The 25,839-nt window shown below is 62.4% G+C and carries 19 protein-coding genes and 12 pseudogenes; 17 read left to right on the top strand and 14 right to left on the bottom strand.

The genetic code is table 11. The features are described 5' to 3' along the window. The 3 genes from EV657_RS19260 to EV657_RS19250 form a co-directional block, all read left to right on the top strand. A partial coding sequence (locus EV657_RS19260) for an integrase core domain-containing protein (protein ID WP_134079405.1) occupies nt 1-125 on the top strand: 125 nt, incomplete at its 5' end. Between the two features lie 115 nt (nt 126-240). Next, a complete protein-coding gene (locus EV657_RS19255; protein WP_243837747.1) occupies nt 241-546 on the top strand; it encodes a DUF1153 domain-containing protein in 306 nt (101 codons plus the stop codon). Beyond that, nucleotides 543-1,364, top strand: a complete 822-nt coding sequence (locus EV657_RS19250; RefSeq protein WP_134079402.1) for an IS3 family transposase — start codon at nt 543-545, stop codon at nt 1,362-1,364. The genes EV657_RS19255 and EV657_RS19250 overlap by 4 nt, the downstream gene beginning before the upstream one ends. Here EV657_RS19250 and EV657_RS19245 read toward each other — a convergent pair. After that, on the bottom strand, nt 1,361-1,627 hold the full coding sequence (locus tag EV657_RS19245; RefSeq protein WP_134079400.1) for a transposase: 267 nt from the start codon (nt 1,625-1,627) through the stop codon (nt 1,361-1,363). The two genes, EV657_RS19250 and EV657_RS19245, sit on opposite strands and share 4 nt — an antisense overlap. Nucleotides 1,628-1,722: 95 nt before the next feature. Between EV657_RS19245 and EV657_RS19240 the strand changes: the two are divergent. Next, nucleotides 1,723-2,154 (top strand): annotated as a pseudogene (locus EV657_RS19240) (IS5 family transposase); the annotation flags it as partial. Between the two features lie 179 nt (nt 2,155-2,333). Here EV657_RS19240 and EV657_RS19235 read toward each other — a convergent pair. After that, nucleotides 2,334-2,837 (bottom strand): annotated as a pseudogene (locus EV657_RS19235) (transposase); the annotation flags it as partial. Nucleotides 2,838-3,120: 283 nt separating this feature from the next. Here EV657_RS19235 and EV657_RS19230 point away from each other — a divergent pair. Then, nucleotides 3,121-3,429: pseudogene (locus tag EV657_RS19230) on the top strand (transposase); the annotation flags it as partial. A 281-nt stretch (nt 3,430-3,710) separates the two neighbouring features. Here the strand turns inward: EV657_RS19230 and EV657_RS19225 are convergent. The 3 genes and pseudogenes from EV657_RS19225 to xrtD form a co-directional block, all read right to left on the bottom strand. Beyond that, a pseudogene (locus EV657_RS19225) lies at nt 3,711-4,403 on the bottom strand (IS5 family transposase); the annotation flags it as partial. Nucleotides 4,404-4,513: 110 nt separating this feature from the next. Next, nucleotides 4,514-5,446: pseudogene (locus EV657_RS19220) on the bottom strand (IS3 family transposase); the annotation flags it as partial. A 147-nt stretch (nt 5,447-5,593) separates the two neighbouring features. Beyond that, nucleotides 5,594-7,198, bottom strand: coding sequence for a VPLPA-CTERM-specific exosortase XrtD (gene xrtD, locus EV657_RS19210; RefSeq protein ID WP_134079399.1), 1,605 nt, complete (start codon nt 7,196-7,198; stop codon nt 5,594-5,596). A 339-nt stretch (nt 7,199-7,537) separates the two neighbouring features. On the opposite strand from xrtD, the gene EV657_RS19205 reads away from it, so the two are divergent. From EV657_RS19205 to EV657_RS19190, 4 genes and pseudogenes are all read left to right on the top strand, one after another. After that, entirely contained in the window at nt 7,538-8,842 is a 1,305-nt protein-coding gene (locus EV657_RS19205; RefSeq protein ID WP_134079397.1) for a glycosyltransferase family 4 protein, read from the top strand. Nucleotides 8,843-8,898: 56 nt separating this feature from the next. After that, a complete protein-coding gene (locus EV657_RS19200; RefSeq protein WP_134079395.1) occupies nt 8,899-9,507 on the top strand; it encodes a serine O-acetyltransferase in 609 nt (202 codons plus the stop codon). A gap of 77 nt (nt 9,508-9,584) precedes the next feature. Next, nucleotides 9,585-9,662, top strand: a pseudogene (locus EV657_RS19195) (IS5/IS1182 family transposase); the annotation flags it as partial. Between the two features lie 67 nt (nt 9,663-9,729). Then, nucleotides 9,730-9,972: pseudogene (locus tag EV657_RS19190) on the top strand (transposase); the annotation flags it as partial. A gap of 6 nt (nt 9,973-9,978) precedes the next feature. On the opposite strand, the pseudogene EV657_RS19185 reads toward EV657_RS19190, so the two are convergent. Then, nucleotides 9,979-10,557: pseudogene (locus EV657_RS19185) on the bottom strand (integrase core domain-containing protein); the annotation flags it as partial. 101 nt (nt 10,558-10,658) lie between these two features. Here EV657_RS19185 and EV657_RS19180 point away from each other — a divergent pair. Continuing rightward, nucleotides 10,659-10,985 (top strand): transposase, encoded by a 327-nt coding sequence (locus EV657_RS19180; RefSeq protein ID WP_134079394.1) that lies wholly within the window; start codon nt 10,659-10,661, stop codon nt 10,983-10,985. Here EV657_RS19180 and EV657_RS22370 read toward each other — a convergent pair. The 3 genes and pseudogenes from EV657_RS22370 to EV657_RS19170 form a co-directional block, all read right to left on the bottom strand. Continuing rightward, nucleotides 10,972-11,359 (bottom strand): annotated as a pseudogene (locus EV657_RS22370) (transposase); the annotation flags it as partial. The gene EV657_RS19180 and the pseudogene EV657_RS22370 overlap by 14 nt on opposite strands. 138 nt (nt 11,360-11,497) lie before the next feature. After that, nucleotides 11,498-12,169 (bottom strand): VPLPA-CTERM sorting domain-containing protein, encoded by a 672-nt coding sequence (locus EV657_RS19175; RefSeq protein WP_134079392.1) that lies wholly within the window; start codon nt 12,167-12,169, stop codon nt 11,498-11,500. Between the two features lie 277 nt (nt 12,170-12,446). Continuing rightward, the gene (locus EV657_RS19170) at nt 12,447-13,454 is read right to left on the bottom strand and encodes a replication initiator protein A (protein WP_134079390.1); all 1,008 of its coding nucleotides are present in this window, start codon (nt 13,452-13,454) and stop codon (nt 12,447-12,449) included. A 461-nt stretch (nt 13,455-13,915) separates the two neighbouring features. Here EV657_RS19170 and EV657_RS19165 point away from each other — a divergent pair, with 461 nt between their 5' ends. From EV657_RS19165 to EV657_RS22805, 3 genes and pseudogenes are all read left to right on the top strand, one after another. After that, nucleotides 13,916-15,298 carry an AAA family ATPase gene (locus EV657_RS19165; protein ID WP_134079388.1) on the top strand — a complete coding sequence of 461 codons (1,383 nt, stop codon included), beginning with the start codon at nt 13,916-13,918 and terminating at the stop codon, nt 15,296-15,298. A 107-nt stretch (nt 15,299-15,405) separates the two neighbouring features. Beyond that, nucleotides 15,406-16,392 carry a ParB/RepB/Spo0J family partition protein gene (locus tag EV657_RS19160; protein ID WP_134079387.1) on the top strand — a complete coding sequence of 329 codons (987 nt, stop codon included), beginning with the start codon at nt 15,406-15,408 and terminating at the stop codon, nt 16,390-16,392. Next, nucleotides 16,343-16,738: pseudogene (locus EV657_RS22805) on the top strand (hypothetical protein); the annotation flags it as partial. The gene EV657_RS19160 and the pseudogene EV657_RS22805, both read left to right, overlap by 50 nt. Nucleotides 16,739-16,855: 117 nt before the next feature. Here EV657_RS22805 and EV657_RS19150 read toward each other — a convergent pair. Together EV657_RS19150 and EV657_RS19145 are read right to left on the bottom strand one after the other, a co-directional pair. Beyond that, nucleotides 16,856-20,131 (bottom strand): hypothetical protein, encoded by a 3,276-nt coding sequence (locus tag EV657_RS19150; protein ID WP_134079385.1) that lies wholly within the window; start codon nt 20,129-20,131, stop codon nt 16,856-16,858. Between the two features lie 482 nt (nt 20,132-20,613). Further along, nucleotides 20,614-21,603, bottom strand: a complete 990-nt coding sequence (locus EV657_RS19145) for a glycosyltransferase family 2 protein (protein ID WP_134079384.1) — start codon at nt 21,601-21,603, stop codon at nt 20,614-20,616. Between the two features lie 201 nt (nt 21,604-21,804). Between EV657_RS19145 and EV657_RS19140 the strand changes: the two genes are divergently transcribed. Next, on the top strand, nt 21,805-22,182 hold the full coding sequence (locus EV657_RS19140) for an acyltransferase family protein (protein ID WP_134079382.1): 378 nt from the start codon (nt 21,805-21,807) through the stop codon (nt 22,180-22,182). Then, a complete protein-coding gene (locus EV657_RS19135) occupies nt 22,179-23,105 on the top strand; it encodes a glycosyltransferase family 2 protein (RefSeq protein WP_134079381.1) in 927 nt (308 codons plus the stop codon). The genes EV657_RS19140 and EV657_RS19135 overlap by 4 nt, the downstream gene beginning before the upstream one ends. A 113-nt stretch (nt 23,106-23,218) precedes the next feature. Here EV657_RS19135 and EV657_RS19130 read toward each other — a convergent pair. Both EV657_RS19130 and EV657_RS22365 read right to left on the bottom strand, forming a co-directional pair. Further along, a pseudogene (locus EV657_RS19130) lies at nt 23,219-23,680 on the bottom strand (transposase); the annotation flags it as partial. Nucleotides 23,681-23,837: 157 nt separating this feature from the next. Beyond that, nucleotides 23,838-24,017 carry a helix-turn-helix domain-containing protein gene (locus EV657_RS22365; protein WP_243837743.1) on the bottom strand — a complete coding sequence of 60 codons (180 nt, stop codon included), beginning with the start codon at nt 24,015-24,017 and terminating at the stop codon, nt 23,838-23,840. Between the two features lie 263 nt (nt 24,018-24,280). On the opposite strand from EV657_RS22365, the gene EV657_RS19125 reads away from it, so the two are divergent. Both EV657_RS19125 and EV657_RS19120 read left to right on the top strand, forming a co-directional pair. Continuing rightward, entirely contained in the window at nt 24,281-25,027 is a 747-nt protein-coding gene (locus EV657_RS19125) for a hypothetical protein (protein ID WP_134079379.1), read from the top strand. Further along, a pseudogene (locus EV657_RS19120) lies at nt 24,954-25,520 on the top strand (DDE-type integrase/transposase/recombinase); the annotation flags it as partial. The gene EV657_RS19125 and the pseudogene EV657_RS19120, both read left to right, overlap by 74 nt. Nucleotides 25,521-25,714: 194 nt before the next feature. On the opposite strand, the gene EV657_RS19115 reads toward EV657_RS19120, so the two are convergent. Next, nucleotides 25,715-25,839 (bottom strand): integrase core domain-containing protein (locus EV657_RS19115; RefSeq protein WP_134079377.1); only part of this gene is annotated, 125 nt, incomplete at its 5' end.

The following is a 25,839-nucleotide window of genomic DNA, read 5'->3' as shown; positions in this document are numbered from 1 at the left end:
ATGCTCAGGCCGTTCTCGGATTGATCGGGGGCTGGATCGAGGACTACAACGAAAACCACCCGCACTCAGGGCTGAAAATGCGCTCGCCCCGCGAGTTCATCGCAGCTCAAACCGAAATCGCCTGAGTGTCCGGTGAAACGGGGGCAAGACCAGTCATGACCCCACCGGAAATCCACAGGTGTATCGACGCAGTGAAAACCTGCTCATGCTACAAGGGAGAACGTAGCAATGAGTATGACGATGGACGACAGCATCAAGCGTTGGACGGCGAAGCGGAAGACGGCTCTGGTCATCGAGATCATTCAGGGCAAGACGACCGTGTCGGAGGCAAGTCGATCGTTCGACCTTACACCCTCCGAGATCGAGGGCTGGGTCGAAGACGCGAAGCGGGGTATGGAGAATTCCCTGCGAGCCACCCCGCTCGACATCCGCGAGCAATACGAGAAGCAGCTCCGGGACCTGCAGGAAGCCTATGGCGAGGCCATGCTGGAGCTACGGGCCCGAAAAAAGCTTCAGGCCCTGCTGGATGCGCAGGACGGGAATTGATCCGTCGCATCCAGCAGGGCCTCTTGGCGGAGGGCGTTGCGGTGTCGATCGCCAAGCTCTGCACGTGGTTCGGCATTCCCCGGCGCACGGTCTACTACAAACCGGTGAAAGCCGCGTCGAAGGTCGATCCCCGCTTTGCCGATCCGATCAAGAAGATGATCGAGGAGGAGCTGTCCTTCGGATATCGGACCGTGGCCTGGCTCCTGGGCTTCAACAAGAACACGGTGCAGCGGATCTTCCAGATCAAGGGCTGGCAGGTTCGCAAGCGCGCCGTGGGCATGCGGCCCCGCATTCAGGCCGTTCCTTCAGTCGCAGCTGCGCCGAACGAGAGATGGTCGACCGATCTCGCCCGCATCTGGACCGGCAAGGACGGCTGGGCTTCACTGGCCTTGGTGATCGACTGCCACACCCGCGAGCTGTTGGGCTGGCACCTGTCGAAGTCGGGCAAGGCCACGACGGCCAGCGCCGCGCTGGAACATGCGCTGATCGCGAGGTTCGGCACCCTGGGCCGGGTCGAGGAGGAGTTCCTGCTCCGCTCGGACAACGGCCTGGTCTTCACCAGCCACCACTTCACGGCCATCGTCCGCAGCTACGGGCTGAAGCAGGAGTTCATCACCCCGCACTGCCCGCAGCAGAACGGCATGGTCGAGCGCTTCATCCGGACGCTCAAGGAGCAGTGCGTGCATCGCCACCGCTTCGAAAGCATTCAACATGCGATGCGTGTGATCGGTGACTGGATCGCATTCTACAACCACCGCCGCCCTCATCAGGCGCTTGCCATGCGCACGCCTGCCGAGGCATTCAGATTAGCGGCCTAACCTGAGCAGATTCCGCTGGGTCGATACACGAACTCCGCCGGTGTCGGCAAGCCCGGTGCATCCACCGGAAAGGCTATCCGAGCCTGGCGCCGCCACGTCGTCAGTTGCGACGGCAGCACCCGATGCCTCCGGGCGACATCGCCCACACGCGCCCCGTGCGCAAAGCTCTCCAGGACAATCCGGGCCTTGACCTCATCCGGCCAACTCCGCCAGCCCGTCGGCTCATCCAGAACATCGAACTGCCCGACAAACCCATCCTTCATTCCGCCCTCCGTGCCTGCACTCACGAGCAGAATGCCCGGCCTCAAATCAAGACCGAAGCCGAGAGGCCAATGGGGAGAAAGCCGCTACATGATGGTCGAGGCCTTTGCCCAGCCCCGTGCTTCCGGACCTGCTGAGCCAGATCCCGGCGGACGAGCAAATCGGCACGGTCACCGCCGACGGCGCCTATGACACGCACCGCTGCCACACCGCCATCGTCAACCGGCAGGGCACCCCGATCATCCCGATCCGCAGGAACGGACGTCTTTGGAAAGAAGACTGCCCCGCAGCACGCGCCAGAAACGACACCCTGCGCGCCACGCGGTACTACGGCAGGGCCTTCTGGAAACGCTGGACCGGATACCACGCCCGCAGCCGGATCGAGGCGAAGATGCGCTGCCTGAAAGCCTTCGGCGAGCACATCATGGCACGAGACCCCGACCGACAGACCGCAGAAATTCACATCCGCATTGCCCTCATGAACCGCTTCAACGCCCTCGGCACCGCCGAGATCCTCCGTGTGGCATGACATCAGTGGGGTAAGGGGCATTCACGCCTCAGGCCGGGGTAATGCAACAACGCCCTCATAGAGGTTTGGCGCAATATTTTTCACATAACATACCTTATTGGACTCAGGATTGTACCCGCAAAGTTAAAGTGTCCCACATCTGCAAAGTGGAAGTGTCACACTCTGCCCCAACAAGAACAGGCAGAGAGAGCGGTCATGGGATGGGTTTTGATGAGCGAGCGCGAGCTGAACCGGGTCGAGGTGTTGAGCCAGGTGACCCGGCTGATCAGGTCGGGGGAGACCTTCAGGCCATAGAGATCAAGCAGATGGGCCTGGATGTCCCGGACCGTCAGCCCGGCGGCGTAGAGCCCGACGATCTTGTCATCCATCCCGTCGATCCGGGTCTGGCCCTTCTTCACCAGCTCCGGCTCGAAACTGCTGTCCCGGTCCCGCGGGATCGCCACCGGCAACTCCCCGTCCTGTCCCTTCAGAACCTTGGCCGATGTGCCGTTGCGACGGTTGGATTGGCCCGGCGGCGCGCTCTCGCCCTCTTCATAGCCAAGATGCGCAGTAAGTTCGGCCCCCAGCATCCTCTCCATCAGCTTGATCTTCAGCTCTTTCATCAGCCCGCCATCGCCGAGCAGGTCCTCGGGGCGCTCCACGCCCTTCAGCAATTCGTCCAGGAGCTCTTTCGAGATGGTCATTCATGCTCCCTTTCGGTGAAGCATGGACTGGATCAGTCATACATAAAAGACCGGACACTCTCGCATGAATAGCGCCGTTGTCTTCCCCGTGCCGCCCTTATGGCTATACGCCGTAATAACTTTCATTGGTGTCCCTCGCAGATTTCCTCAGCTTCATGCCATCGGCCGCAATACACGTCACGGCGGAATGACGGCAACATGGCCACACGGCGACCCGTCTAGACAGCGTCAAGGCAACGCGGCGAATCGTCAACACGGCACAGCGGCAACACGGCCACACTGAAAACAACCCAAGCTTGGCGCCCTGATGGATGCCTCGCGCGACGACGTCCTTGCATACATGTCTTTCCCGCGAGAGCACTGGACACAGATCGCGTCCACGAACCCGTTGGAACGGGTGAACCGAGAGATAAAGCGACGTGCCGATGTCATCGGGATCGTTCCCAACGACGCCGCTATCGTCCGCCTCGTCGGAGCCTTGATGCTGGAGACCAACGACGAGTGGGCCGTGGCGAGGCGATACATGAGCCCTGAAACCCTGGCCCGCGTCACCGACAATCCCACCGTCAGGTTGCCCGCCGTGGCATTCTGACCAGGCCCGGACATCTCCGAAGGTCAGCGCTCCTACACCACGCTGTGGGACACTATCCGAAACCAGTCGTGGCACACCGTGCCATGCACGTGGCACCGTGTGCCACAAGCCCCGAAAATGCTGCAAAAACAGATGGCTGAGCCCCGGTAGAGCTTTGCGGGGCGAAAACAGCCAAAAAGCCTTTGTAACCAAAAGCTTGAAGGCAATGGGCAGCTTGCTGCGTCAGGTGTGCAGACTTTGGGGCGAGCGCCCCTGCCTCGCCCTACCGGACCCAGTCCCGTTCTCGCCCGCTGTCGTTTGGGGGTGACCGCGTTGCCGCTGTGCCGTGTGGACGGATCCGCGTCTCGAGCAATGATCGCGATATGGCACCTGCGGGTATCGTAGGCGCCGTCTGCCGTCACGGTGCCGATCTGTTCGTCCGCCGGGATCTGGCTCAGCAGGTCCGGAAGAACGGGGCTGTCGCCGTCGCGGCTGGGGGTGAATTCCACGGCGCGGATGTCGGCGGTGACCGTGTCCATGGCCAGATGCACCTTGCGCCATTGGCGCCGGCCCTGCACCCCGTGTTTGCGCGCCGGCCATTCGCCATCGCCGAGGAACTTGATGCCTGTGCTGTCGACCAGCAGGTTCAGAGGTCCGTCCGCGCGGCGATAAGGGATCTGGACGTTCAGGGTTCTCTGGCGCCGACACAACGTGCTGAAGTCCGGCACCGGCCAGTCGAGGTCAGCCATTTCCAGAAGGCTGGCGACCATACCGGAGGTCTGGCGAAGCGGCAGGCCAAACAACACTTTCACACTCAGGCAGAACTGGATCGCAACGTCGGAGAACGTCTCGGGGCGCCCGCGTTTGCCGTTTCGGTCTGCAAACCAGGTCATATCACGGTCGAACCAGACCAGCAGCGAACCCCGCCTTCGAAGCGAGGCGTTATAGATACACCAGTTCGTTGTGCGATAGCGGGGAGAAGCAGGCTTCGGCATGCCGCCGGTCTAACCTACCGGATTCGTGAAGTGAATCCCGGACAGGATTAGAGGTGGCTCGGTTCGTTTGAACAGTTTCGAGCCGTTTCCTAATTGGATTTCCCGCTCGGTTATGCCGCGACCGGGATTGGCCGTGGCGGGGTGAGATATGCCTGATCGGGCGTCCGCCCGTCCAGCGATGAATGCGGTCTCCTCGTGTTGTAGAACGCCAGATAGCAGGCCAGCCCGTCCCGGGCGACGGTCACGCTTTCATAGGCGCGCAGGTAGACCTCCTCGTATTTGACGCTGCGCCAGAGCCGCTCGACGAAGACGTTGTCGCGCCAGGCCCCCTTGCCATCCATGCTGATCTGGATGCCGGCGTCCTTCAGTGCCTTGATGAAGTCTATGGACGTGAACTGGCTGCTCTGGTCCGTGTTCATGATCTCCGGCGCGCCGTATCGGGCCAGGGCCTCGTCCAGCGCCTCCAGGCAGGGCCCGGTTTCCAGCGTGACTGACAGTCGCCAGGCCAGCACCTTGCGGCTGAACCAGTCGGCGACCGCCGTCAGGTAGACGAACCCCCGGGCCATGGGCACATAGGTGATGTCCATCGCCCAGACCTCGTTGGGGCGGGTCACGGCCAGCTTCCGGAGCAGGTAGGGATAGATCTTGTGTCCCGGCGCCGGCTTCGAGGTGTTGGGCCGGCGATAGAGGGCCTCGATGCCCATCCGTTTCATCAGCGTGGCGACATGCAGCCGACCGGCGGTGAAGCCCTCCTGGCACAGCAGCCCCTTCAGCATCCGGCTGCCCGCGAAGGGGAAGTCCATGTGCAACTCGTCGATCCGGCGCATCAGCTGTCCACTTAACCTTCTTTCTATGCTATTTTGGGAAAGGAGGACCCTGCCATGGATGGAACACCGAAAGCGACGAAACCCAAGGGGCGTGACGCGAAGACCAAGATCGCGCAAACCCGCATGAGCGTTCTGGAACTGGCGAAAGAACTCGGCAACGTGGCCGAGGCCTGTCGCCCTTCAACGCTGCCAGCGCGACCTTCGCCTTGAAGGCAGGGCTGTGGTTCCGTCTCGGTCGTCTCGTCATCTTCGCTCCTTCGTCCCGGCAACGCTGCCGGATCAGGAGCGGAAAATCCACCTAACTCAGCCGTTCAGATTTCCCGAACCGCCTCTTTCGTCAGTCAATAAGGTTAATTGGACATCTCAGCTTTCAGGAATGAAACGCGGCAGCGTGGTCTGCAGGGGGCGCAGCACGCTGTTCAGGCGCCGCTCGGCATCGGCTTCGGTTTCTTCACGACCGATCAGGGTGGTCAGTCGCACCAAGGCCCCATCCGTACGGCCGGTCATCACCCCGTCGGCCATCAACCAGAATTTCGCGGCATAATCGAGAGCGATGCGCCGCTCGCGCTGCTGGAACCAGTAATAGACCATCATCTTTGTCTCGCCCTTCTGGATGATCGCGCGGTTCATATGGAAGGGGCGGTCCGCCCCGATCTCGGGGGCGATGTCGATCCGTTCCAGCCAGGCGATCTCCCAGCCCGATCCGGGCAGGCACACTTCGGGTGAATGAACGCCGTTCTTGCTCTGGTCGTTGTACCAGGCCATGAACAGCCCGACCGAAGCCTCTTCGGACGGCTCCGCGATGGTGGTTTGCAGATAATCGTCCGCCGCCAGACCCTGTTCGATGCGGCGCTCCAAGCGCTGCTGAGGGCCCTGCTGGGTCCAGTTGCCAAGCGTCCGCGGGAACATAGCGAATGAATCGCGCTCGGGGGCGTGGGTGCCGCGCTCAGGCAGACTGGAAAGCGCGGCCAGCGCGGCCAGCACGATTGCCATCGCCGCGATCAGGGCTGCCGAGGGGCGCACGAGGCGCAGCCGCATGACCTGCTCGCCGACCCGGGAAAAGTCCAGATCAAGCGTCTCGCTCAGGCTCTTGTGATCCGGCTGGAACTGCAGCATCAGCCAGGCCAGTCCGAACAGGATCAGGATGCAGGCCAGGAAGATCACCCAGCCCTCGAAGAAATGGGAAAAGCCCTCGACCCAGTCCAGGCCGAAATGCTGCACGATGACGCCGGCCAGCGCGATCCGCACCGAATTCATGAAGATCGCGATCGGCACTGCCGAGATCAGCAGCACCGCCTTGTGCCATTTCGGACCCCGGTAGAGCACCGCGAAGACATAGGAAAACGACATGATCGGGAACATGTAGCGCAGCCCCGAACAGGCCTCGGCGACCAGAAGCTTGGTGACGCCCAGATCGATGATGTTGCCGTCCAGATAGACCGGGATCGACAGCATGTGCAGGAACCAGGCCCCCAGTTCGGACGAGATGAACTGCAGCGAGGTCGTGACCTTGTAGTAAAGCGTCGCAGGCAGCGGCAGCATGTAGACGAGATGCAGGACCGGGGGCCAGAACTTCCGCCCGTCCTGCCAGCCGAAACTGATCAGGATCATCCCTCCGATCCAGAGGATGATGCCATAAGCGGCAATGTCACCGATATTCGACAGGATGCCCAGGGCTCCCAGCGCCAGAGCGGTCGTCACCAGCACCACGCCCGGCCAGCGGTCCGGCTTGGGTCCCGGCCGTTCGGGGACGGCCTTGAGCTCCTTCAGCCACATCCAGGCCGACAGCACGGGAATGATGGGGCCGTGGCTGTATTCCGGGGTCTGCCAAGCGGTCAGAAGCGCCTCGATTCCGGTCCGGAAATAGATCCCGGCGGCAAGAATCGCGATCAGCAGGCAGACAAGCCCACCTGGGTTCGCAATTCGCAGACTACGTATCCGTGCAGTATAATCGCTGGCTGAGGTCATTGAAAACTCGAATGAAACATTGAGCACACCCTACATCACCCCCCCAACGAGGCAAAGCCTCGGCAATCGAGGCCCTACAGATGTCCGTGGCGTCGGAAAACCCGGGAAGGCCTCCGCCCGGGGAAAGGACATCAGGACTGGCCCCGGATCTTTTCGACGCCATGATGGCATGTGGCATGCCGGGGCATGGCTGTCATCCTCCATTTTCGGCCTCATGAGGGATGCTTGCGGGCAGCACCCCTCATGAGGCCGGGCCGCGGGCCTTCATCGATTGCTCTTGAGCCGAGCCTAGGGTAGCTCAAGCCGAAGAGGAAATCATTTGTATCGAGGCGACTTTGCATGACCAGACTTTCGGTTCTTGCCATTGCGGAAGCAGCCAATCCCGAATGGGTCTCTGTTCCTCTCGTCGGCTGGTCGCTGGCCCATGCCCTGCGCAAGGTGGCGGACGTTCACCTGGTCACGCAGATCCGGAACCGTGAGGCCATCACACGAACGGGACTGGTGGAGGGCCGAGACTTCACGGTGATCGATTCCGAAGCCTTGGCCCGGCCGATGTATCGTGCGGCAAGCCTGTTGCGCATGGGGGCCGGCAAGGGCTGGACGATGAACACAGCCATCAACGCCTTGGCCTATCCCTATTTCGAACGTCTGGTCTGGAACCGCTTCGGGGAAGAGATCCGGTCGGGTCGGTACGATATCGTGCACCGGATCACGCCGCTTTCGCCCACCGTGGCCTCGCCTCTTGCCCCGAAAGTGGCCGGAGCCGGCGTTCCTTTTGTCCTGGGACCTCTCAATGGCGGCGTGCCATGGCCGAAGGGGTTCGCGGCGGAGCGGCGGCGCGAACGCGAATGGCTGTCCCATGTGCGTGCCGCCTACAAGATCAATCCGGCCCGTGGCCGGACCCTGAACGCAGCCTCGGCGATCCTTGCGGGATCGCGCCATACCGGCGGAGAAATCCCAGCGCGGTTCCAGAACAAGGTTTTCTGGCTGCCCGAGAACGCGATCGACCCGGACCGGTTCAGTCTGGTTTCAGAACAGGATATTTCCGCACCGCTCCGCGCCTGTTTCATCGGGAGGATGGTCCCCTACAAGGGACCTGACATGCTGCTTGAGGCCGCGGCCGGCCTGCTGCGCAGCGGGCGTCTTGTGCTGGACATGATCGGCGACGGCCCGATGCTGGAGGCTCTCAAAGCCCAGGCCGACAAGGCGGGCCTTGCGGACGCAGTCGCATTCCACGGCAACCTGCCGCACCGGCAGGTTCAGACGGTGGCCGCCCGGGCGAATCTGTTCACCTTCCCGTCGATCCGCGAATTCGGGGGCGGCGCCGTACTGGAAGCGATGGCTCTCGGAGTGGTGCCGGTGATCGCGGACTATGCGGGGCCGGGCGAACTCGTGAGACCCGAAACCGGCTACAAGGTTCCACTGGGATCCCGTGACGAGATTGTCGCCCGGTTCCGGAGCCTGCTTGAAGAGATCGTCTCCGATCCTTCGGCCTTGCCGCAGATGGCAACCGCAGCCCGAACCCATGCGCTGACCTGTTTCACATGGGATGCGAAAGCCCGGCAGGTGGCGCAGGTTTACGAATGGGTTCTGAAGGGCGGCCCCCGTCCAGAACCGGTGCCGATGACCGGCGGTTCAGAGTGATGTGTGACGGCTGATCCCGTCCCGCTGCTGGCAAAAAGACAAGGACGCAGAAGACCATGCCCCACGGATCCGATGCCTATCGCGCCGCCGAAGCCGAAATGGCCATCCCTCCGGTCTCGCAGCGGGGGCGGACGAACCAGAACCCGCCCGGCATCGGCTTCTGGGCGCTGGTGGCCGAGGATTTCCGCACCCATGAGCGCAGGCTCTTCGAACAGGGCTTCTGGGCCGTCTTCGTTCACCGCTTCGGCAATTGGCGGATGGGGCAGCGCAAGATCGTCCGCGCCCCTGCGACACTGGTCTACAACATCCTCTTCAAGCTGGTGGAATGGTTCTGCGGGATTTCGCTGTGGTACACCGTCAAGCTGGGGCGGCGGGTACGGATCTGGCACCATAGTGGAATTGTCATTTCTGCCCGGGCGATCGGAGATGACACCCAAATCCGGCAGAACACGACCATGGGGGTGCGTAACGCACGCCACCTCCAAGAAATTCCAATCGTGGCTGCAGGAGCCGACATTGGTGCCGGCGCCATTTTGGTCGGAGCCGTCTATATCGGCAAGGGCGCGCGGATCGGCGGCAATGCACTGGTGCTGACGGATGTCCCTGACGGAGCAATCGCTATGGGCAACCCAGCGCAGATAGTCAGTTATGGCAAAGTGCCCTGACCTAGAGTCAGGGCCCATAAATCCGCTTGAGCGAGGGCTCGCCGCGTGATTCAAACTCCTGATTTGGGGAGGGGATCATGAGCGAGCTTTTCTGGCTGACGGAAGCGCAGATGGAGCGGCTGCGTCCGTTCTTTCCGAAGTCCCGCGGGAAGCCTCTGACCTGAGACCCGTTTCCTCCTCCGGTTTGAGGTAGAGTCCGTCCCAACGAAGGAGACGGACGGCATGAAGAGATCACGGTTCACGGAGGAGCAGATCATCGCGATCCTTAAGCATCAGGAGAGCGGCGTGGCGACAGCGGACGTATGTCGCGAGCATGGGATCAGTTCGGCGACGTTCTACAAGTGGAAGGCCAAGTTCGGGGGGCTGGAGGTGTCGGACGCCCGACGGCTCAAGGCGCTCGAAGATGAGAACGCGAAGCTGAAGAAGCTGCTGGCCGAGCAGATGCCGGACAACGCGATTCTGAAGTGTCCACTAACCTTCTTGGCTAACGAATGACATGACGGTTTCGATGGGCCGTCGCCCCATGTTTCGGTAACCCAGATGCGGGCGCTCGGTGTTGTAGTGGACGAGCCAGGCGTCGAGATCGGCCTGGAGCGCCTCGACGGTCTCGTAGAAGGTCTCGCGCATCTTCACGCGGAAGAACTCCTCCAGCACCGTGCCATTGAACCGCTCGACGAAGCCGTTGGTCTTCGGCGTGCGGACCTTGGTGCGGCGGTGCTCGATGGCGTTGAGCTCGAGATAGAGTTCGTAGGGGTGCTTTTCGGTGCCGCAGAATTCGCGGCCGTTATCGGTCAGCACCGCTTTCACCGGCAGGTCCAGGGCGCGGTAGAAGGGCAGCACGTCGTTGTGCAGGACCGCCACCGCCGCCTCGGGCTGCTTGGAGACATGCAGGAAGCCGAAGGCGTAGCTGCCGAAGGTATCGACGACCGCGTGCAGATAGACCTTGCCGATCCCCTTCAACGAGCCGACGAAGAAGGTATCGGCCGAGAGCAGCTCGCCGGGAGTGCCTGATTCAACATGCCTTTCCCGGAAGCACGGGTTCTGCTTCTCGTAAGCACTCGGTTTGTACCGCCTTACCGGCTCTTCAGTGAGATCTTAGCCTACAGTCGCTATGGACGTCATTTTCGGTGTCCACGAGGACGGAGGTTTTCATGCGGCATGAGGTGTTCACAGGCCCGGAACGGCGGCGGCGTTGGTCGGCCGAGGAAAAGCTGGCCATCATTGAAGAGGTCGGCGTCAACGGCTGGACGGTGTCCGATGTCGCCCGGCGGCACGATGTGGGACGACAGAACATCTACCACTGGCAGCGCGAGCTGAGGCGCAAGGGGCTATGGCCGCGCGGCGGCGAAGCGCCCTTGTTCCTGCCGGTCGAGCTGGCGGCGGCCAATAGCGCGGACATCGCCCCCACTGCCGCGATGGCGTCCCGGGTCGGGGAGGTCGCGATCGTCTTTTCCAACGGGCGGAGCTGTCGCGGCTGATCCTCGGCACGATAGCCTGCCGGCTGACGCTCAGCTTCGCGGTAGGATCGATCATCTTTTTGCGCTCGGCAACAGACCCCTGCGCGGTTCGCTCGAACCGATGGCGTTCACCGCGCAGTGCGTCCCGCGCCGGACAAAAAATCGTTCTCCAGCGTCAGCTCTCCGATCTTCGCATGCAGGGTCTTCACGTCGAGGATCGGTTCGGGCTCAGCCTTCGGGGCCTTGCCGAACACCCCGGTCGCTCCCTCAAGCAACGGGTCACGCCACTGCTTGATCTGGTTCGGATGGACGTCGAAGTCTTGCGCCAGCTAGATCATGGCCTTCTCGCCCTCGCTCGCAGCATCATGCCGTTCTTGCGCAGAAAATCCACTTATCCCGGTTGTTCAGATTTCCGCAGCCGTCTCTAGAGCCACGCGACCGAAATCGTTATACATCAGGCATCATAGATGTAATCACGGGAAAGGGGGCCATATGGCCCCCTTTTGTCGTACCGTAGAGCGGAATTGCGTGGTTCAGGCGGCGTTGCGCTTGCGCCGCAGGGCCAGCGCCCCGAGGCCCGAGAGCAGCAGAAGCGCGCCCGCCGGCAGCGGAACGGCCGAGATGCGGATCACGAGATCGTCGTGGTTGTCGCCCGCAATAGCGTTGTCATCGAAGAACAGCCAGAGAACATCGCCGTCGGTCTGATCCGACGCATCCAACGAGGCGATGAAGTTCGGCCCCGCGCCCGGAACCGTTGTATCCCCGTTCGCCACCACCACCGGGACCAGCAGACTGCCGCCGATGCTTTTGAAGAAGAAATCAAGGTCACCAGCCGTCATGAACGACGTGTCGAACGAACTGACGGGATCGCCTGTCACCAAGGCGGAATCGCCGACAGCCTTGCCAACAGTCGTTCCGTCGATGGTGAAGGTGTTGATCCAGCCGGCTTCCCAGCCAAGCACTTCGACACGAAGGACGGTGTCACGGTTCAGGTGCACCGTCCCTTGGGAAAAGCCGTCCATTGATGAGCCAACAGCCCCGAGCAGGGCATCCAGAACCTCGTTCTCGGGCGTTTCGAGCTGCGAGCCGGTCGAGCCACCCGGAACCGAATCCGCCACGCCACCGATGATCGAGAAGGTTGCCGCGGAAGCCACTGTACCCATAGCAAGCAGGGCCGCCCCTGCGGTCATCAAAATCTTCTTCATAATATGTCTCACCCTTCGTGATAATGTGGTGGTCACCCAACCGAACCACTCGCAGTAGTCCCCCCCTGGGACTTGTACACATACATCCTACCATTTCTTCGGGGTGTTGTTAAAGAAATATTGGCAAGATCGAGGCGGCGGCCTGAATTTTGACACAATCTCACGGGCAACGGGCAAGATTGTTGCGCCTGCCGCGCACCCCCTGAGTGGATTCGACCGAGAATAGATCTAAAATGTCGCAGATGTGCGGCGAATCTCCCGCCTGGCGGGGTCGGTCTCACGCACCGCTGCTGGGCCGGCCGGACTGGCGCGCCCGAACCCATCCCAAAAACGCCTTGTCGGCCGAGCGCAGGCGAGGGCTTCCGGTCCGGCCCCACCACGCCCGCCACTCGGCCTCCAGAGCATAGACATCGTCCCCCGGCACCAGCCGCCGGGCCTCTTCCAGGGCCTCGGGCGAGAGCTGCGGACCTGCCCCGGGCGCAACGACAACCTCGCGCTGGGAAAAGACGAAAAGATCCCCGGCGTCTTCGGTCAGAACGTAATCGGGAAGCGTCCCGGCCCGGGCAATCTCGCGCACCATGGCGCGGAACACGCGCCGCGGCGAGGAGGAGCCCGATTTCTTCAGCAGCGTCTCGAGCGAGATGCGCCATTCCCGTTGCCGCCCGCAATGCTTGCGGGCCAGTTCGTAGAGCCGCCGCTCCAGCGGCTTGCGCAGGCCGAAATAGTCCCGGCTGAGCGTCAGCACCGACTTCGCCAGCACCGCATCGTAAAGCCATTCGCTGAGCGTCACGCAGACCGACACCATGCGTCCCGCCCGGGTCTTGCGCACGATCTCCCAGCTTTCGATCAGCCCGAAGCCGCGGGTGATTTCTTCGCTGCCGGTGACGATGTTGGTGGTGATCCGGGTCCCCGCCAGCCGCTCGAAGGCATCGCGCAGCCGGCGGTAGCCATCGCCCGAGGTTTCGCGCCCGGTCGCGGTCAGCAGGTCATGGGCGGTCAGGGTCAGCCTTCGCGAGGTCGGCCGTCCGGCATTGATCGCGGCCATCAGCTGCGAGATGCAGAAGATCAGGATATCGGCATCGAAGATCGTCGCCCGCCCCTTGACCGAGGGCGTCACGGTGATCTCGGTACCGTTGTGGTCGTAGCTGAGAATGCGGCGGTCAGGCCGGGTCGACAGCGAAAAGACCGGATGTTCCATCGAGGCCAGATCGTGCTTGGGCATCGCCGCGAAGAAATCGCAGACGAAGAAATCCGGCGCGCCCGCTGCCGCCTGAACGCCTGCCATGGTCCGTCCCCTTGCCCGCCTCCGGCGCCTGCCTCTGACGCTCTGCGAGGATTCGTCGTTTCATTGACACCTTGGTAAGTTATCCACAGCCCCCGGTCCAGCCCGGGACCCCGTCCGGTTCGGGGGTTCAGAGTCAGCGCCCCGTGGTTTCAGAGTCGCCTCATCGTGGCTTCGGAATCGCCCCCTGTGCCATAGGAGCTTGAAAAAAAGGAGTTGTGACCACTCCGGACACCCGTAACGTAACTCTAACGACAATAATAACGGCAAAATATCTTGCAGACCCCGCCCCGGCACCGCACGGGAGAACAGTAGTTCTGTGAAATGCAGAGAAAAATCCTCTCGCATCCTGCCTTTTCTTGCATGTGATGCGTTTTGTGGTATCTTGGGAAAAACCTGTGACATGAGGGAGGCGCCGCTCCGGCCGCCCGAAAAGAGCGCAGGTCCGAGCAGGAGACCGGCCCATGAGCACCACCTCTCTACCGCCCTATTTCAACCTGTCCCCAAAGGCTGCCATGAACGAGCTTGGCGCCCCGTCGGGCACCGCCGATCTGGCCTCCATCGCCGAGGCCTGCCGCCGCGGTCGCAACGACCTGATGGGACGCGGGTTGGACGAAACCGGCGCCAAGACATTGCGGCCCTTCTCGACCTGGGAAATCACCAAGTATCTGATCCCTGTCGCACCTGCACATTTCCGGCGCGTCCTGCGGCAGAACCCCGATCTGCCACAGGGCGGGTCGGAAACCGAGGGCGGCGCGAAATGGTTCAGCTTCGACGAAGTGTTGCGGCTTCGGGCCCATTTCGCCGCCGAAGGGTCGAAGGCCAAGAACTACCTGCCCTACCGGCCGGCAAATCTGTCCGCCAAGATCGTTGCGGTGGCCAATTTCAAGGGTGGGGTGGGCAAGACCTCGACCTGCGCCCATCTGGCCATGTCGGCTGCGCTCGACGGCTATCGGGTACTGATGATCGATCTCGACAGCCAGGGATCGATGACGTCGATCTTCGGCGGCCAGGTGGCCGATGAATGGGACACGGTCTTCCCTCTTCTGGCGCGGCATTACGGCGCCGCGCTGCGGACCGAGAACCAGCGCCGGATCGATAGGGGCGAACCTCCCCTGCCCCTCGACGACAGCATCGCCGAAGGCATGAAGATGACTGCAGCCGATGTCATCAAGCCCACCCACTGGCCCAACATCGACCTGATCGGGGCGCAGCTGAACCTCTACTGGTCCGAGTTCCAGATCCCTGTCTGGCGGATGCAGAGCCGGTCCTGGAAGCTCTGGAATGCGCTTGGCGACATCCTGGCCGAGGACGGGGTGCTGAACCGCTATGACATCGTCTTCCTCGATACGCCCCCTGCCCTCGGCTACCTGACCATCAACGGGCTGGCGGCGGCGGATGTGCTGCTGGTGCCCTTCGGGGCCTCTTTCCTGGAATTCGATTCCACGGGGCGGTTCTTCGACATGCTGCATTCCACCTTCTCCTCGATCGAGGAGGGCGAGAACATGGCTGCCCGCGCCCTCGGGACCGAGGAACTGGCCTTCGAGTGGGATGCCGTGCGCGCGGTCATCACCCGCTACGACAGTGCCCAGCAGGCCGAGATGGCCACGTTGATCCAGACCTATATGGGATCGACTCTCAGCCCCTACCGGCAGGATTTCACCGCGCTGATCGGTCAGGCCGGCGAACAGGTCCATGGCATCTACGAAGCCGACTATCGCGACTTCAACCGCGAGACCTATGCCCGCGGCCGGGCAACCTTCGACGAAACCTATGCCGCCTTCAAGAAACTGCTGATCGGCATCTGGCACCGCGAGACCCTGGCGGTGCAAGAGGCCGCGCAATGAGTTTCGCATGCGAAAACGCGCCACAAGCCCCCCTGCCCTTCTGATGGCTCGCGTGACGCGCATTTCGGGCCCTGCGGGGCCGTCCGAACTCTCCGAAAGGATCTGACATGGCCAGACGCAAACGCCTTGGCGCCCCGCAAACCGGCGATGCCGCCCCGGAGACCAAGGCCTTTCCGCTTGGCGTGGCTCCCACCACGACCCGGCGCGCCCCGATCGCGCAGGTGGCGGGCGATGCGGCGGCGCTGGCCGCGGCCGAGGCGCTGGCCGGGGAAATGGCTGCGGCGCGCTCGGAAGGGCGGCTGGTACAGGCGCTGCCGCTCGACCGGATCGAGGCGGGGCACCTGCTGCGCGACCGTCGGGTTTTCGACCCCGAAGAGATGGCGGCTCTGAAGGCCTCGATTGCGGCCCGCGGCCAGCAGGTTCCGATCGAGGTGATCGAGACCGGGCAGGGGGCCTATGGTTTGATTTCAGGATTGCGGCGGCTCTCGGCCCTGCGCGAGTTGCAGGAAGAGACCGGCGAAGACCGCTTTGCCAGGGTCAAGGCGTTGATCAAGCCGCTGGATAGCGCGCCCGAAGCCTATATCGCGATGGTGGAAGAAAACGAGATCCGGTCGGATCTGTCGTTTTACGAAAGGGCGCGGCTGGCCTGGGAGGCTGCCGGGCGAGGGGTCTTCGACAGTCCGCAGGCCGCGGTCAAGGCGCTTTTCGCCAATACCACACCGGCGCGCAGATCGAAGATTGCCGCTTTCGTGGTCCTGCATGAGGCTTTCGGCGAGGCGCTGCGTTTTCCCGAGGCGATCCCCGAGAAGGTCGGATTGGCGCTGGTCAAGGCGCATCAGGGAGATGCGGCCTTCGCCGCCCGGCTGCGGGCTGACCTCGAGGCTGAACAGCCGGAAACGGCTGCGGCCGAACGGCGGGTGCTCGACGAGAGCCTGCGCAAGCCGGCCGGATCCTTCGCGGAAACGCCCAAGGCCGAGCCGGTAGCGACAGGCATCTCCATGGCGGCGTCGAATGGCCGGGTGGTTCTGAGCGGGGCAGGGGTGACCGGCGAGCTTGCGGCCGAGCTTCGGGCCTGGCTTGCCGCCCGGCGCTGACGTCTTGCGAAATGCCGTCTCCAGTCAGCCGGCCGGTGAGATCGCGGCAACACCGGAACTGGAAAAGGTAAGCACTCGGTTTGTACCGCCTTACCGGCTCTTCAGTGAGATCTTCGCCCGTCTTGGCGCCGAGATCCCGGACACGACGCTGGTCGACTGGTGCGGCGGCGCGATGAAGGAGCTGGCGCCGCTGATCGACAAGATAGGCAAGGGCGTGAAGCAGGGCCGGATCTGGGTCTATGTCCGCGACCGCATCCATGACCACAAGATCAACCGGCTCGACGAGATACTCCCGTGGAACTGGAAGCCTCAGGCCGCCGAAACGGCCCGGAGCGACGCCGCCTGAAATTGCAAGGCGGTCCAGACCGGGCCGTTACGGAAAAGGGGGCCATGTCGGCCCCCTTTTTTCGCATGCGAAAACCCGGAACGGGGTCTGCTGCCACCCTGCGGGCGGGGAGGCCGGTCAGGCCACGTCGTCCAGATAGATCCCGAACTGGCCTGTCAGGGCATCCCAGAGCGCCGTATTCCCGTCGACATCCTGCACATCGTTGCCGATGACGGTTTGCTCGACCTTGCCGGTGCCGCTGTAGAGATCCAGCGTGACCACGTCGTTGAGGTAGTCGACCGTGATGGTGGCATTGCGGTTGCCCAGACCGGTCACGGACAGCTCGTCAAAGCGGCCCGTCAGTTCGTCCAACTCGATCAGCGTATAGTGGCCCGTGCCAGCCGTGAGGGCGGACAGGTCCAGAGCAAGGGTGCCACCGCCAAGATTGGCCCCGCTTGCGACATCCGAGGCCTGGCTGCCGTAATAGCCCGAGCGGAATTCGCCGATCGCCGACACGCCGGTCGTGTCGAAGACGAAGGACAGGACCGCGTCTTCCTCCATCCGGAGGAGGCCCAGATCGCCCGCAAGCCCGTCGAAGCCGATCTTGGCGCCGGTGCCCTCGATGCTGAGCTCCGACCCTGCAGACAGGTCGAAGACGGCATTCTTGATTCCCAGCAGGGCCTGACCGCCGGACACGCTCATGTCGAGCCCGCCCGAGACGAGGCCGGTATTGGCGAAACGGCCGCCCTCCACCGTCAGGCTCAAGGTGTCGCCGTCGGAATAGGTGTCGAGCCAGAACTGGCCGGAATAGGTGACGTTGATTTCGCCGGTTCCGTCTAGGATCACGCCCGAGCTTACCGTCAGCTTGCCGGAATGGATGTCCAGCGTGCCGCCGGGGCCGAGGTCGAGAAGCGAGATCGCGTTGGTCCCGGCCGAGCCGTAGGTGACCCAGTTGCCGCCCAGAAGCACCTTGTCGCCATCGGTGGGAACCGCCTCGCCGGTCCAGTTGATCGCATTGTCCCAGCGGACGCCATCGGCAAGCGCATTCGGAACGAAGGCCACGACGGCATCGCTGCCGTCGCCATCGGGAGCGATGCCGAAGCCCTGCTGGAAGAAGGTGATGATGTCCTGGGCGGCCTTGACCACGGCCAGGCCGTCCTGAGAGACTTGTGCGCGCAGATAATCGGCCAGATCCGCGATGGTGGCATCGGGATCGATCAACAGATCGGCGATGAAGTTCTGGATCGTGATCTTGTTCAGTTCTTCCGCGGTCAGCCCGTTTGCACCGCCATTGCTCCACAGTTTGTCGTAGCTGTCATAGCGCGAACCGATCCAGTTGTAGATGATGGTGTCGTCGTAGAAGGCCTCGTGGCGGTTGATCAGCGAGCTGTTGTTCCACAGCTTTTCGGCGAATTCCTCTGCGTTGTTAGGGTCGGCCAGATGGGCGATGATGTTGTCCAGCAGCGTTGTGTCAATCGCTCCGTTATCGACGCCCATGGCATAGGCCCCGATCATGAACGCCTCCTTGTGCGCGCCCGAGGTGATCACGTTGTCGGCAAAGTAGGTATAGTTCCCGATCGGGCCCGCGTCAGCATAGTTTCCACCGAGAAAGTTCGTGCCGACATTGTTGTCGAGGTAGAGATTGCCTTCGGCATGGACCCCGCCGCGGAACTGGGCGCCGATCGAAGCGGCCCGCATGGTGATGCTGTCGCGGAAGGTGACGTCCCAGGTGTTCTCCTGAAAGTAGAGGTTGTGACTGAACATGCTCGGCGGCTGGCCCTCATCTGCCGTTCCGTCATAGCCATCGGCCCAACCGGCATGATCGAAAAGGGATCCCTCGATCAGGACATTTTCCAGATCGGCGCCGTAAAGCGCCGTGGTCCGGTCCGCATGTGGAGACCATTCCCCGGAGGGATCGACCGGCGCAGGAGTAATGGCATCAACGAATTCAGAGTTTCGGATCGTCAATCCGTCGATGTGCTGGAAATCTCCGTAAGAACTGAAACGGACATCGTCGAAGAGAAGGTTGGAACCCGTCAGCGCGGTCAGCCCCTCCGCCACTTCCACATCCGTCACGACGATATTCGATGCAGTCTCTTGAAAGATCCATATCTTGCTGTCGATGATCGGCTTGTCACCCTCTCCGTAGGAGGTGATGAGCAGTGGATGCAGTTCATCCTCACCTGTCGAGCCCCGTTCAATGACACGGCCGAGGTCGCTATAGGTATAGCCCTTCTCGAACAGCAGCCAATGAGAACCGGGATCCTGATCTAGTCTGGTAATTTGATACCATATCGGCATGCCCACATCTGCAGACAGCGCCATCTCTTCAGAGCCGCCATATTCGGGATGTGCGACCAGCCAGGCGGTCGTGATGGCGGATTCCGAAAGACCTTCGAGGGCGGCGATATCGGTCTTGGTCAGGGCGTCAGCCGATCCCGAGATATAGACACAGCGGTGGTTGTCTCCGTATTCGACGACCATGTTGCCATTGGCATCTTCCTCCAGGAGGTAGTGCAGGCCCAACCCCCAGCCCTGTTCCTGGGTCAGAGGCGCCACCGTCAGATCGGCGCTGCGAGTTTCCACGGAGCCATCGGCAAGGGTCACCTGATAGGCGAAGGACAGGCTGCCGCTGTCGCTGGTGCCGGTCAGGACCACCGACAGCGTGTTGTCGGGGTTGACCGTGACGCGGCCGAAATCGGGCTGGTTGACGATTTCCAGGGTGGTGATGTTCCCGGCATCCGCGAGTTCAAGCGTGGTCACCCGGCCGCCGGCGACGTCCAGGGGGCTGCCATCTTCGGCGATCAGCGTGGGGTCGATCTGATGCACGACCTCCGATAGCTCTTCGGTAATGTCCGGTTCTTCCGCAGGGCTTTCCGGTTCCGCGGGGGGCTGCCCGGTCTCATCGCCGCCGGTTTGGGCGGCTGCGGCCCTCGCCGCCAGAGAGGCCATGATGGAGGGAAGATGACCCGCGACCCGGATCATGCCCAGGTCCTGGGGCGCTCCGACCGCCGGGCTGCCCCCGGTGTCATCGGTCCCGTCGCCGGTTCCGGAGGTGAGTTCTGTTGGTGTCAGCATCTTTCTGATCCTGGTGAGGGGAAGCGAGCCGGACGCGACCGAGGTCACCTCTGCCGCTGCCGTATCGGTTTGCACGAGTTCTTCGCTGGCGTCCGATGCCCGGTCTTCCGACGTGAATATTCGCTTTTCCCAAAGGGGAGGGGCCTTCTCCAGAGATGCCGTCATCATCGGAGAGAGGTCTGCACAGGTGGGCTGCAGCGACATTTCCAGGGGGGGCGTGGACTGTTGAGGGCCGGGAGCGGAGGGGAGAGATGTCCCGGGGATATTCAGATCGAGAGGGGCCGTCAGCAGGGTGTACCTGAGCGAGCCCTTGGGAGAGACTTTGAACAGAGACATTGTGGAACCTATCCAGACTGTGCCAATCCCAAGGGCCGGTGCGCACGACGCGATCCTTGGGCTCGTCAATTCTGCCGAGAGCGATTTTCCCAGCCCTTGTGCGGGAGAGATCGTTATCCAATCCTTGACGGAGCTGGGTTTCACTCATTCCGGGCAGATTTTGGCTTACGTAGGGAAACAGTCGCCGCTCTAGTCACAGTATGTTTCTGAGGCCGCAATGGTACTGACCGGAAATGGGCGGTTTCCCGCATCATCTGATTCTTGTTTTGGGCGTCAACGCGCCGATTCGGACGCTTTGTTGCACAAACATGCAGTCGGTGTTGATCCCCGTGACCGGCGACGGCGCCTATGACACGCGACGCTATCGCGCTACCCTTATCGTGATCGTGTCCCGACAGCGCTTGCTGATCACCTCGGCGCAGGTGACCCGCTGATGTGAGAAAGCCCCGGGCTGCCCAAGGTTGGGGGGCTGCAGGTGGCTGTCAGTAGGGCTCCTGTTTCAGCCCCAACACCGGGCGCAAGCCCATGGCCCAGAAATCGCGGAAGAAATGGGCGGGGGCGATCGGCGTGCGGCCGCGAAGCCGGGTGATGGCATGATTCATGGATGCCCCTAATATCCAAGCCAGCCCGGTGGCCAGCGCATAAGGTCTGCCATGGGCCTTGACGAAATAGTGCTGCCAGCTGTCGTACCAGTAGGCGGGTTTGCGCGGGCGCTGCGCGGCAGTCCGGCTCTGCACGTCAGTCGAGGCGCCCTCGACATGCAAGATACGCGCCTCGGCCACGTACCAGCCTTCCCAGCCCGCCTCTACGCAGGCCCGCATCAGGTCGACCTCTTCGAAATAGAGGAAGTAGTAGGGATCGAAATTGCCCGTCTCCTGAAAGACGTGGCGCCGGGCCATCACGCCTGCCCCCGAGACCCAGTCGACCCGCCGGGTGGGGATATCTGCGGGCAGCGCCACCGTCCAGCGCGCGAAGAGCCGCGTGATGGGACCGAAATTGACCGCAGCCCCGAAGGTGGCCGGAAGCGAGGGAAAGCGGAAAGCTGCCGAAGCGGGAACAGGGGCCTCCGCGCCGGGATTTGTCACACTTGCCCCCGCGAAGGCGGCTCCCGGATGGGCGTCGAGAAAATCGGCCAGGATGGCGAGGGTCTCGTTCTCGAGCCGGGCGTCCGGGTTCAGCAGGAAGACGTAATCCGGGGGATCGGTCCGGGCCGCGAGCGTCTCGAGCACGATGTTGTTGCCGCGGCCGAAGCCGTGGTTCTCGGCCTCGAGGTAAAGCGTCACCTCCCTGCCCCAACCCCGGTCCGCATGGGCACGCTGCAGGATCTCTGCGCTGCCGTCGGGTGAGGCATTGTCGACAAGGTGGATCTCGACCGTCCGCCCGCCATGGGTGCGGGCCCGCACGCTTTCGACCCCTTCGATGGCCAGACCGGCGGCATTGTAATTCACGATGATGACAGCGATCGAATTCATCGTGGGGCACCGGGGCGGGCGTCAAAGGACAAGAGAAAACCTCCCCGGGACGTCGGGCACATGCAAGAATGGCACGGTCCCATATCTGGGCCAGCCTGCCGGTTTTGTGTAGCCACGGAAGAGGTGAACGTCTAGACAGACGGCAAGGCGTCCTCTCGATTTTCAGGTATTCGTTTCCAGCGCGCGCGTATGAAGTACAGATTGGAAATCGACGGCCTGCGTTCCCTTGCCGTCCTGCCCGTCATCCTGTTCTACAGCGATATTTCGGTCTTTTCGGGCAGTCATGTCGGGGGCGATGTCGTTCCGGTCATCTCGGGCTATCTGATCGCCATGATCCTTCTGGACCAGATCGCGGCAGGGCGGTTCTCGATCTTCGTTTTCCATTTGCACCGGGCCCGGAGGACACTGTCCGCACCGAATCCGGCAGCTGAGAGACCGTATGACTTCGTCGTCTTCCCGCTGCTGCTATGGCTGGTCTGGTCGCTTTTGCACCGGCTGGGCGTGGCTGGGCGTGCAGCGAGCGAGGCTGCATTCAACCGGAGGCTCGCCTCCCGCAATCTGCCGGAGACCCAGCCATGACAGGCCGCTCCTATCTCGTGATTTCTCCCGGCCGGAACGAGGCCAAATACATGCGCCGCACGCTCGACAGCATGGTGGCACAGACCGAACGGCCCGCGCTCTGGCTGATCGTGGATGACGGCTCGACGGATGAAAGCCCGCAGATCCTGGCGGACTATGCTGCCCGGCACGACTGGATCCGGGTGATCACCAAGCCCGACCGGGGCCACCGGGCGGTTGGACCGGGGGTGATCGAGGCCTTCTATTACGGGCTCGAGAGCGTCGGCATGGACGGCTTCGACTATATCTGCAAGCTCGATCTCGATCTCGACCTGCCGCCCCGCTATTTCGAGATCCTGATGGACCGGATGCAGGCCACCCCGCGCATCGGCACCTGCTCCGGCAAGGCCTATTTCCGTGACGCTGCGGGCGCGCTGGTCAGCGAACAGATCTCGGACGAGTTCTCGCTGGGCATGACCAAGTTCTTCTCGGTGGCCTGTTTCCGCCAGATCGGCGGCTTCGTGCGCGAGGTGATGTGGGATGCGATCGACTGCCACAAGGCCCGCAGCCTGGGCTGGACGCCGGTCAGCTGGGACGATCCGGACCTGCGCTTCGAGCATCTGCGCCCGATGGGGTCGAGCCAGAGCTCGATCTATACCGGCCGCCGCCGCCACGGGTTAGGACAGTATTACATGGGCACGCATCCGGTGTTTCTGCTGGCCTCGGTGGTCAACAAGATGCGGACGCGACCCTATGTTCTGGGAAGCCTCGCGATCCTGCAGGGCTATCTGGCGGCGATGCTGCGCGGCGCGCCTCGCCATGGCGATGCCGAGTTGATCCGCTTCATCCGCGGCTACCAACTGCGCGCGGTCTTTCAGGGCAAGTCCCGAGCCATCAGAGCGGTCGAGGCCGCGTATGCGCCCTCGTGGGATCCGAAGGATTGAGCCGTTTCTTAACAGGCCGCTGAAAAACCCTGCAGGGAGGAACGGTTTCCATCTGCGCGGATGCTGGGGTGGGCTGGATCATGGGCAGGAAGCCCCGGCGGCGCTTTCCCTCGTCAGGCCGCAAGCAGTTTCGGTAGCCGCGCCAGATTGCAGGCCGCCATTGTCAGGGTGAACCGGGCGCGTACCCGCTCGATGCCGCGATACATGGTCTGTGCCATGCCGCCGACGGTCTTGGCCCAGCCGAAGGTGAGTAGGAACAGGCAACGGTACAGTGGATCGTTGCCCTGACGCAAGTCGATTTTCTTCCGGCATCGTTGAGATTTGGCATAGACGGGGTGCCGAGTAGTTCTGCCGTCGATGGCGGAGTGCCTGGACTTCTGGGCGACATGCGGCGTCACAACCATCTGGCGCAACTCGGCGACGAAGTCGGCGCTGTCGTAGCCGCGATCCGCTGCCAAGCTCAGCCGCCGCATTGATCCAGGCGAGTGCCGATGGAGCATGTCGATGGCGGCACGGCGTTCGGCGTAGCCATCCGCCTGCGTCAGATCTGCCTGAACGATCAGCCCGGAGCGGTTGCAGCCATAGGCCGGATGTTCGAGCGCCAGCGCCTTGATCCGCTCGACCGTCTCCGGCGGGGTCGTTTGAGGGTGGGTCTTGTGGATCGGCGGCAGGTCCTTCAGCCCCTCGAAGCCCGTTCTCGGGCTTACGCGGCGCCACCGGCGCCACGGTCCCTCAAGCCCAAAACCGACGTTTCCACTCGTAGAAGCTGGTGCGGTCCATGCCGCGCTGGCGACAGGCCTCGGCCACGTTGCCGAGTTCTTTCGCCAGTTCCAGAACGCTCATGCGGGTTTGCGCGATCTTGGTCTTCGCGTCACGAGCCTTGGGTTTCGTCGCTTTCGGTGTTCCATCCATGGCCGGGTCCTCCTTTCCCAAAATAGCATGGAAAGAAGGTTAAGTGGACAGCCGGTATTTTTCAGCGGCCTGTTAAAGCGCACAGTGTTCGATCTGCTTGGGTATAGGATACCGGATGCCGGAGAAGGCAAGGGGCGAAATGACCGCCAAGATGGCCGCATAGTGAATATCGGCTCAGGTCGGAATTCGGGGGCGAACTCACGCTGGATGCGATATAGCTTGGCCTGAACACAGCCAAGCTGTATCATGCCGAACGGTTCACGGTGCAGATGCTTGCTCCGGAAGTGGAATTTTTGCCTCGGGGGAAGGCTATGCGTCGTCTTGGATTTTTTTCGCTTCTTGCGATCTTCCTTGCAGCGGCACTACCGGCCAATGCAGTGACATACCGACTGGAGGCGACCGCAACGCTTCAATCCGTGGATTTCTTTAAAGTCCTTGATTACACGGATGAGTTTAATGATGAAACCGGAACCGTAGGGCCGGTCGAGGTCAATCTGGTGCTTGCCGGCGATGACGTCCTGGCCCTAGGGCGAATTAGCCGCGAAAGCTCCGGCACGTTCGAATTCCAGATGGGTGCGAATGGCGAGGCATTGATCGACAGGTCGAGTTGCACCGGCATGATGTGGGCCTTCTGCAGCTATGTCGATCCTACCAAACTTACCTACAATTACCTCTCTGGAGAGCTTTCAGGATTCTGGGGCTATTTTGGCGGGGGCGGGGTCCTGTCCTCGGCTTTGCTTTACGTAGAAACAGATGAATGGCCTTGGTTTGAATTGGACGGCCGCTCATACTGGGCGCAACATGTCATGTATTATTACGATCTGGAAAGCTCCGTCGTGGTAGCACATTTTCCCCTTCCGGCAAGCATATCCTTCTTTGCAATTTTTCTGACCCTGCCGGGGCTGGGCCTATGGCGCCGAGGTTCCCCTTCGCGGCTTGCGCGATGCGCGCTCCGGGGCGCTAAGCCGGGAACTCGGGATCAATCCGAAGACGGTCGCGAAGTGGCGTAAGCGCGAGACGGTCGCGGACCGCAAGACTGGTCCGAAGGAACCGCGCACGACCGTTCTCAGCGAGGCCGATGAGGCGATGATCGTCGCTTTCCGAAGGCACACGCTGCTGCCGCTGGACGATTGTCTCTATGCCCTTCAGCCGTCGATCCCGCATCTGACCCGCTCTGCGCTGCATCGCTGTCTTCAGCGACACGGTATCTCTCGCCTGCCGGATGTGGACGGCGACAAGCCAAAGCGGCAACGCTTCAAGCGCTATCCCATCGGCTTCTTTCACATGGACATCGCAGAACTGCAGACCGCCGAGGGCAAGCTCTATCTTTTCGTTGCAATCGACCGGACCAGCAAGTTCGCAATCGCCCAGCTGGTCGAGAAGGCCGACAGGCGGACAGCCTGGGAGTTCCTGGAGCGCCTTCTGGAGGCCGTTCCTTACCGCATCCACACGATCCTGACCGACAACGGCATCCAGTTCGCCGAACAGCCGCGCAACCGGAACACCGCCCGCGATCCAGACGCGCGCCCCCGCCGGAAAGGCGATCATCGTGGATCCAGCACGGCCAGCAGCGCCGCCAGATGCGAAGGGGCCAGCGAAGCAGGGATCGTCATGCGACGCCCGTTCGTCAGCGTCATGTCAATCTGGGCATTGTCGGCTTCCCGCGAGGGTGGTCTTGCCCCCGTTTCACCGGACACTCAGGCGATTTCGGTTTGAGCTGCGATGACCTCGCGGGGCGAGCGCATTTTCAGCCCTGAGTGCGGGTGGTTTTCGTTGTAGTCCTCGATCCAGCCCCCGATCAATCCGAGAACGGCCTGAGCAT

The sequence above is a fragment of the Rhodovulum visakhapatnamense genome (assembly GCF_004365965.1).
In the GTDB taxonomy this organism is placed as follows: Bacteria; Pseudomonadota; Alphaproteobacteria; order Rhodobacterales; family Rhodobacteraceae; genus Rhodovulum; species Rhodovulum visakhapatnamense.
This window is presented reverse-complemented; position numbering and strand designations above follow the sequence as displayed.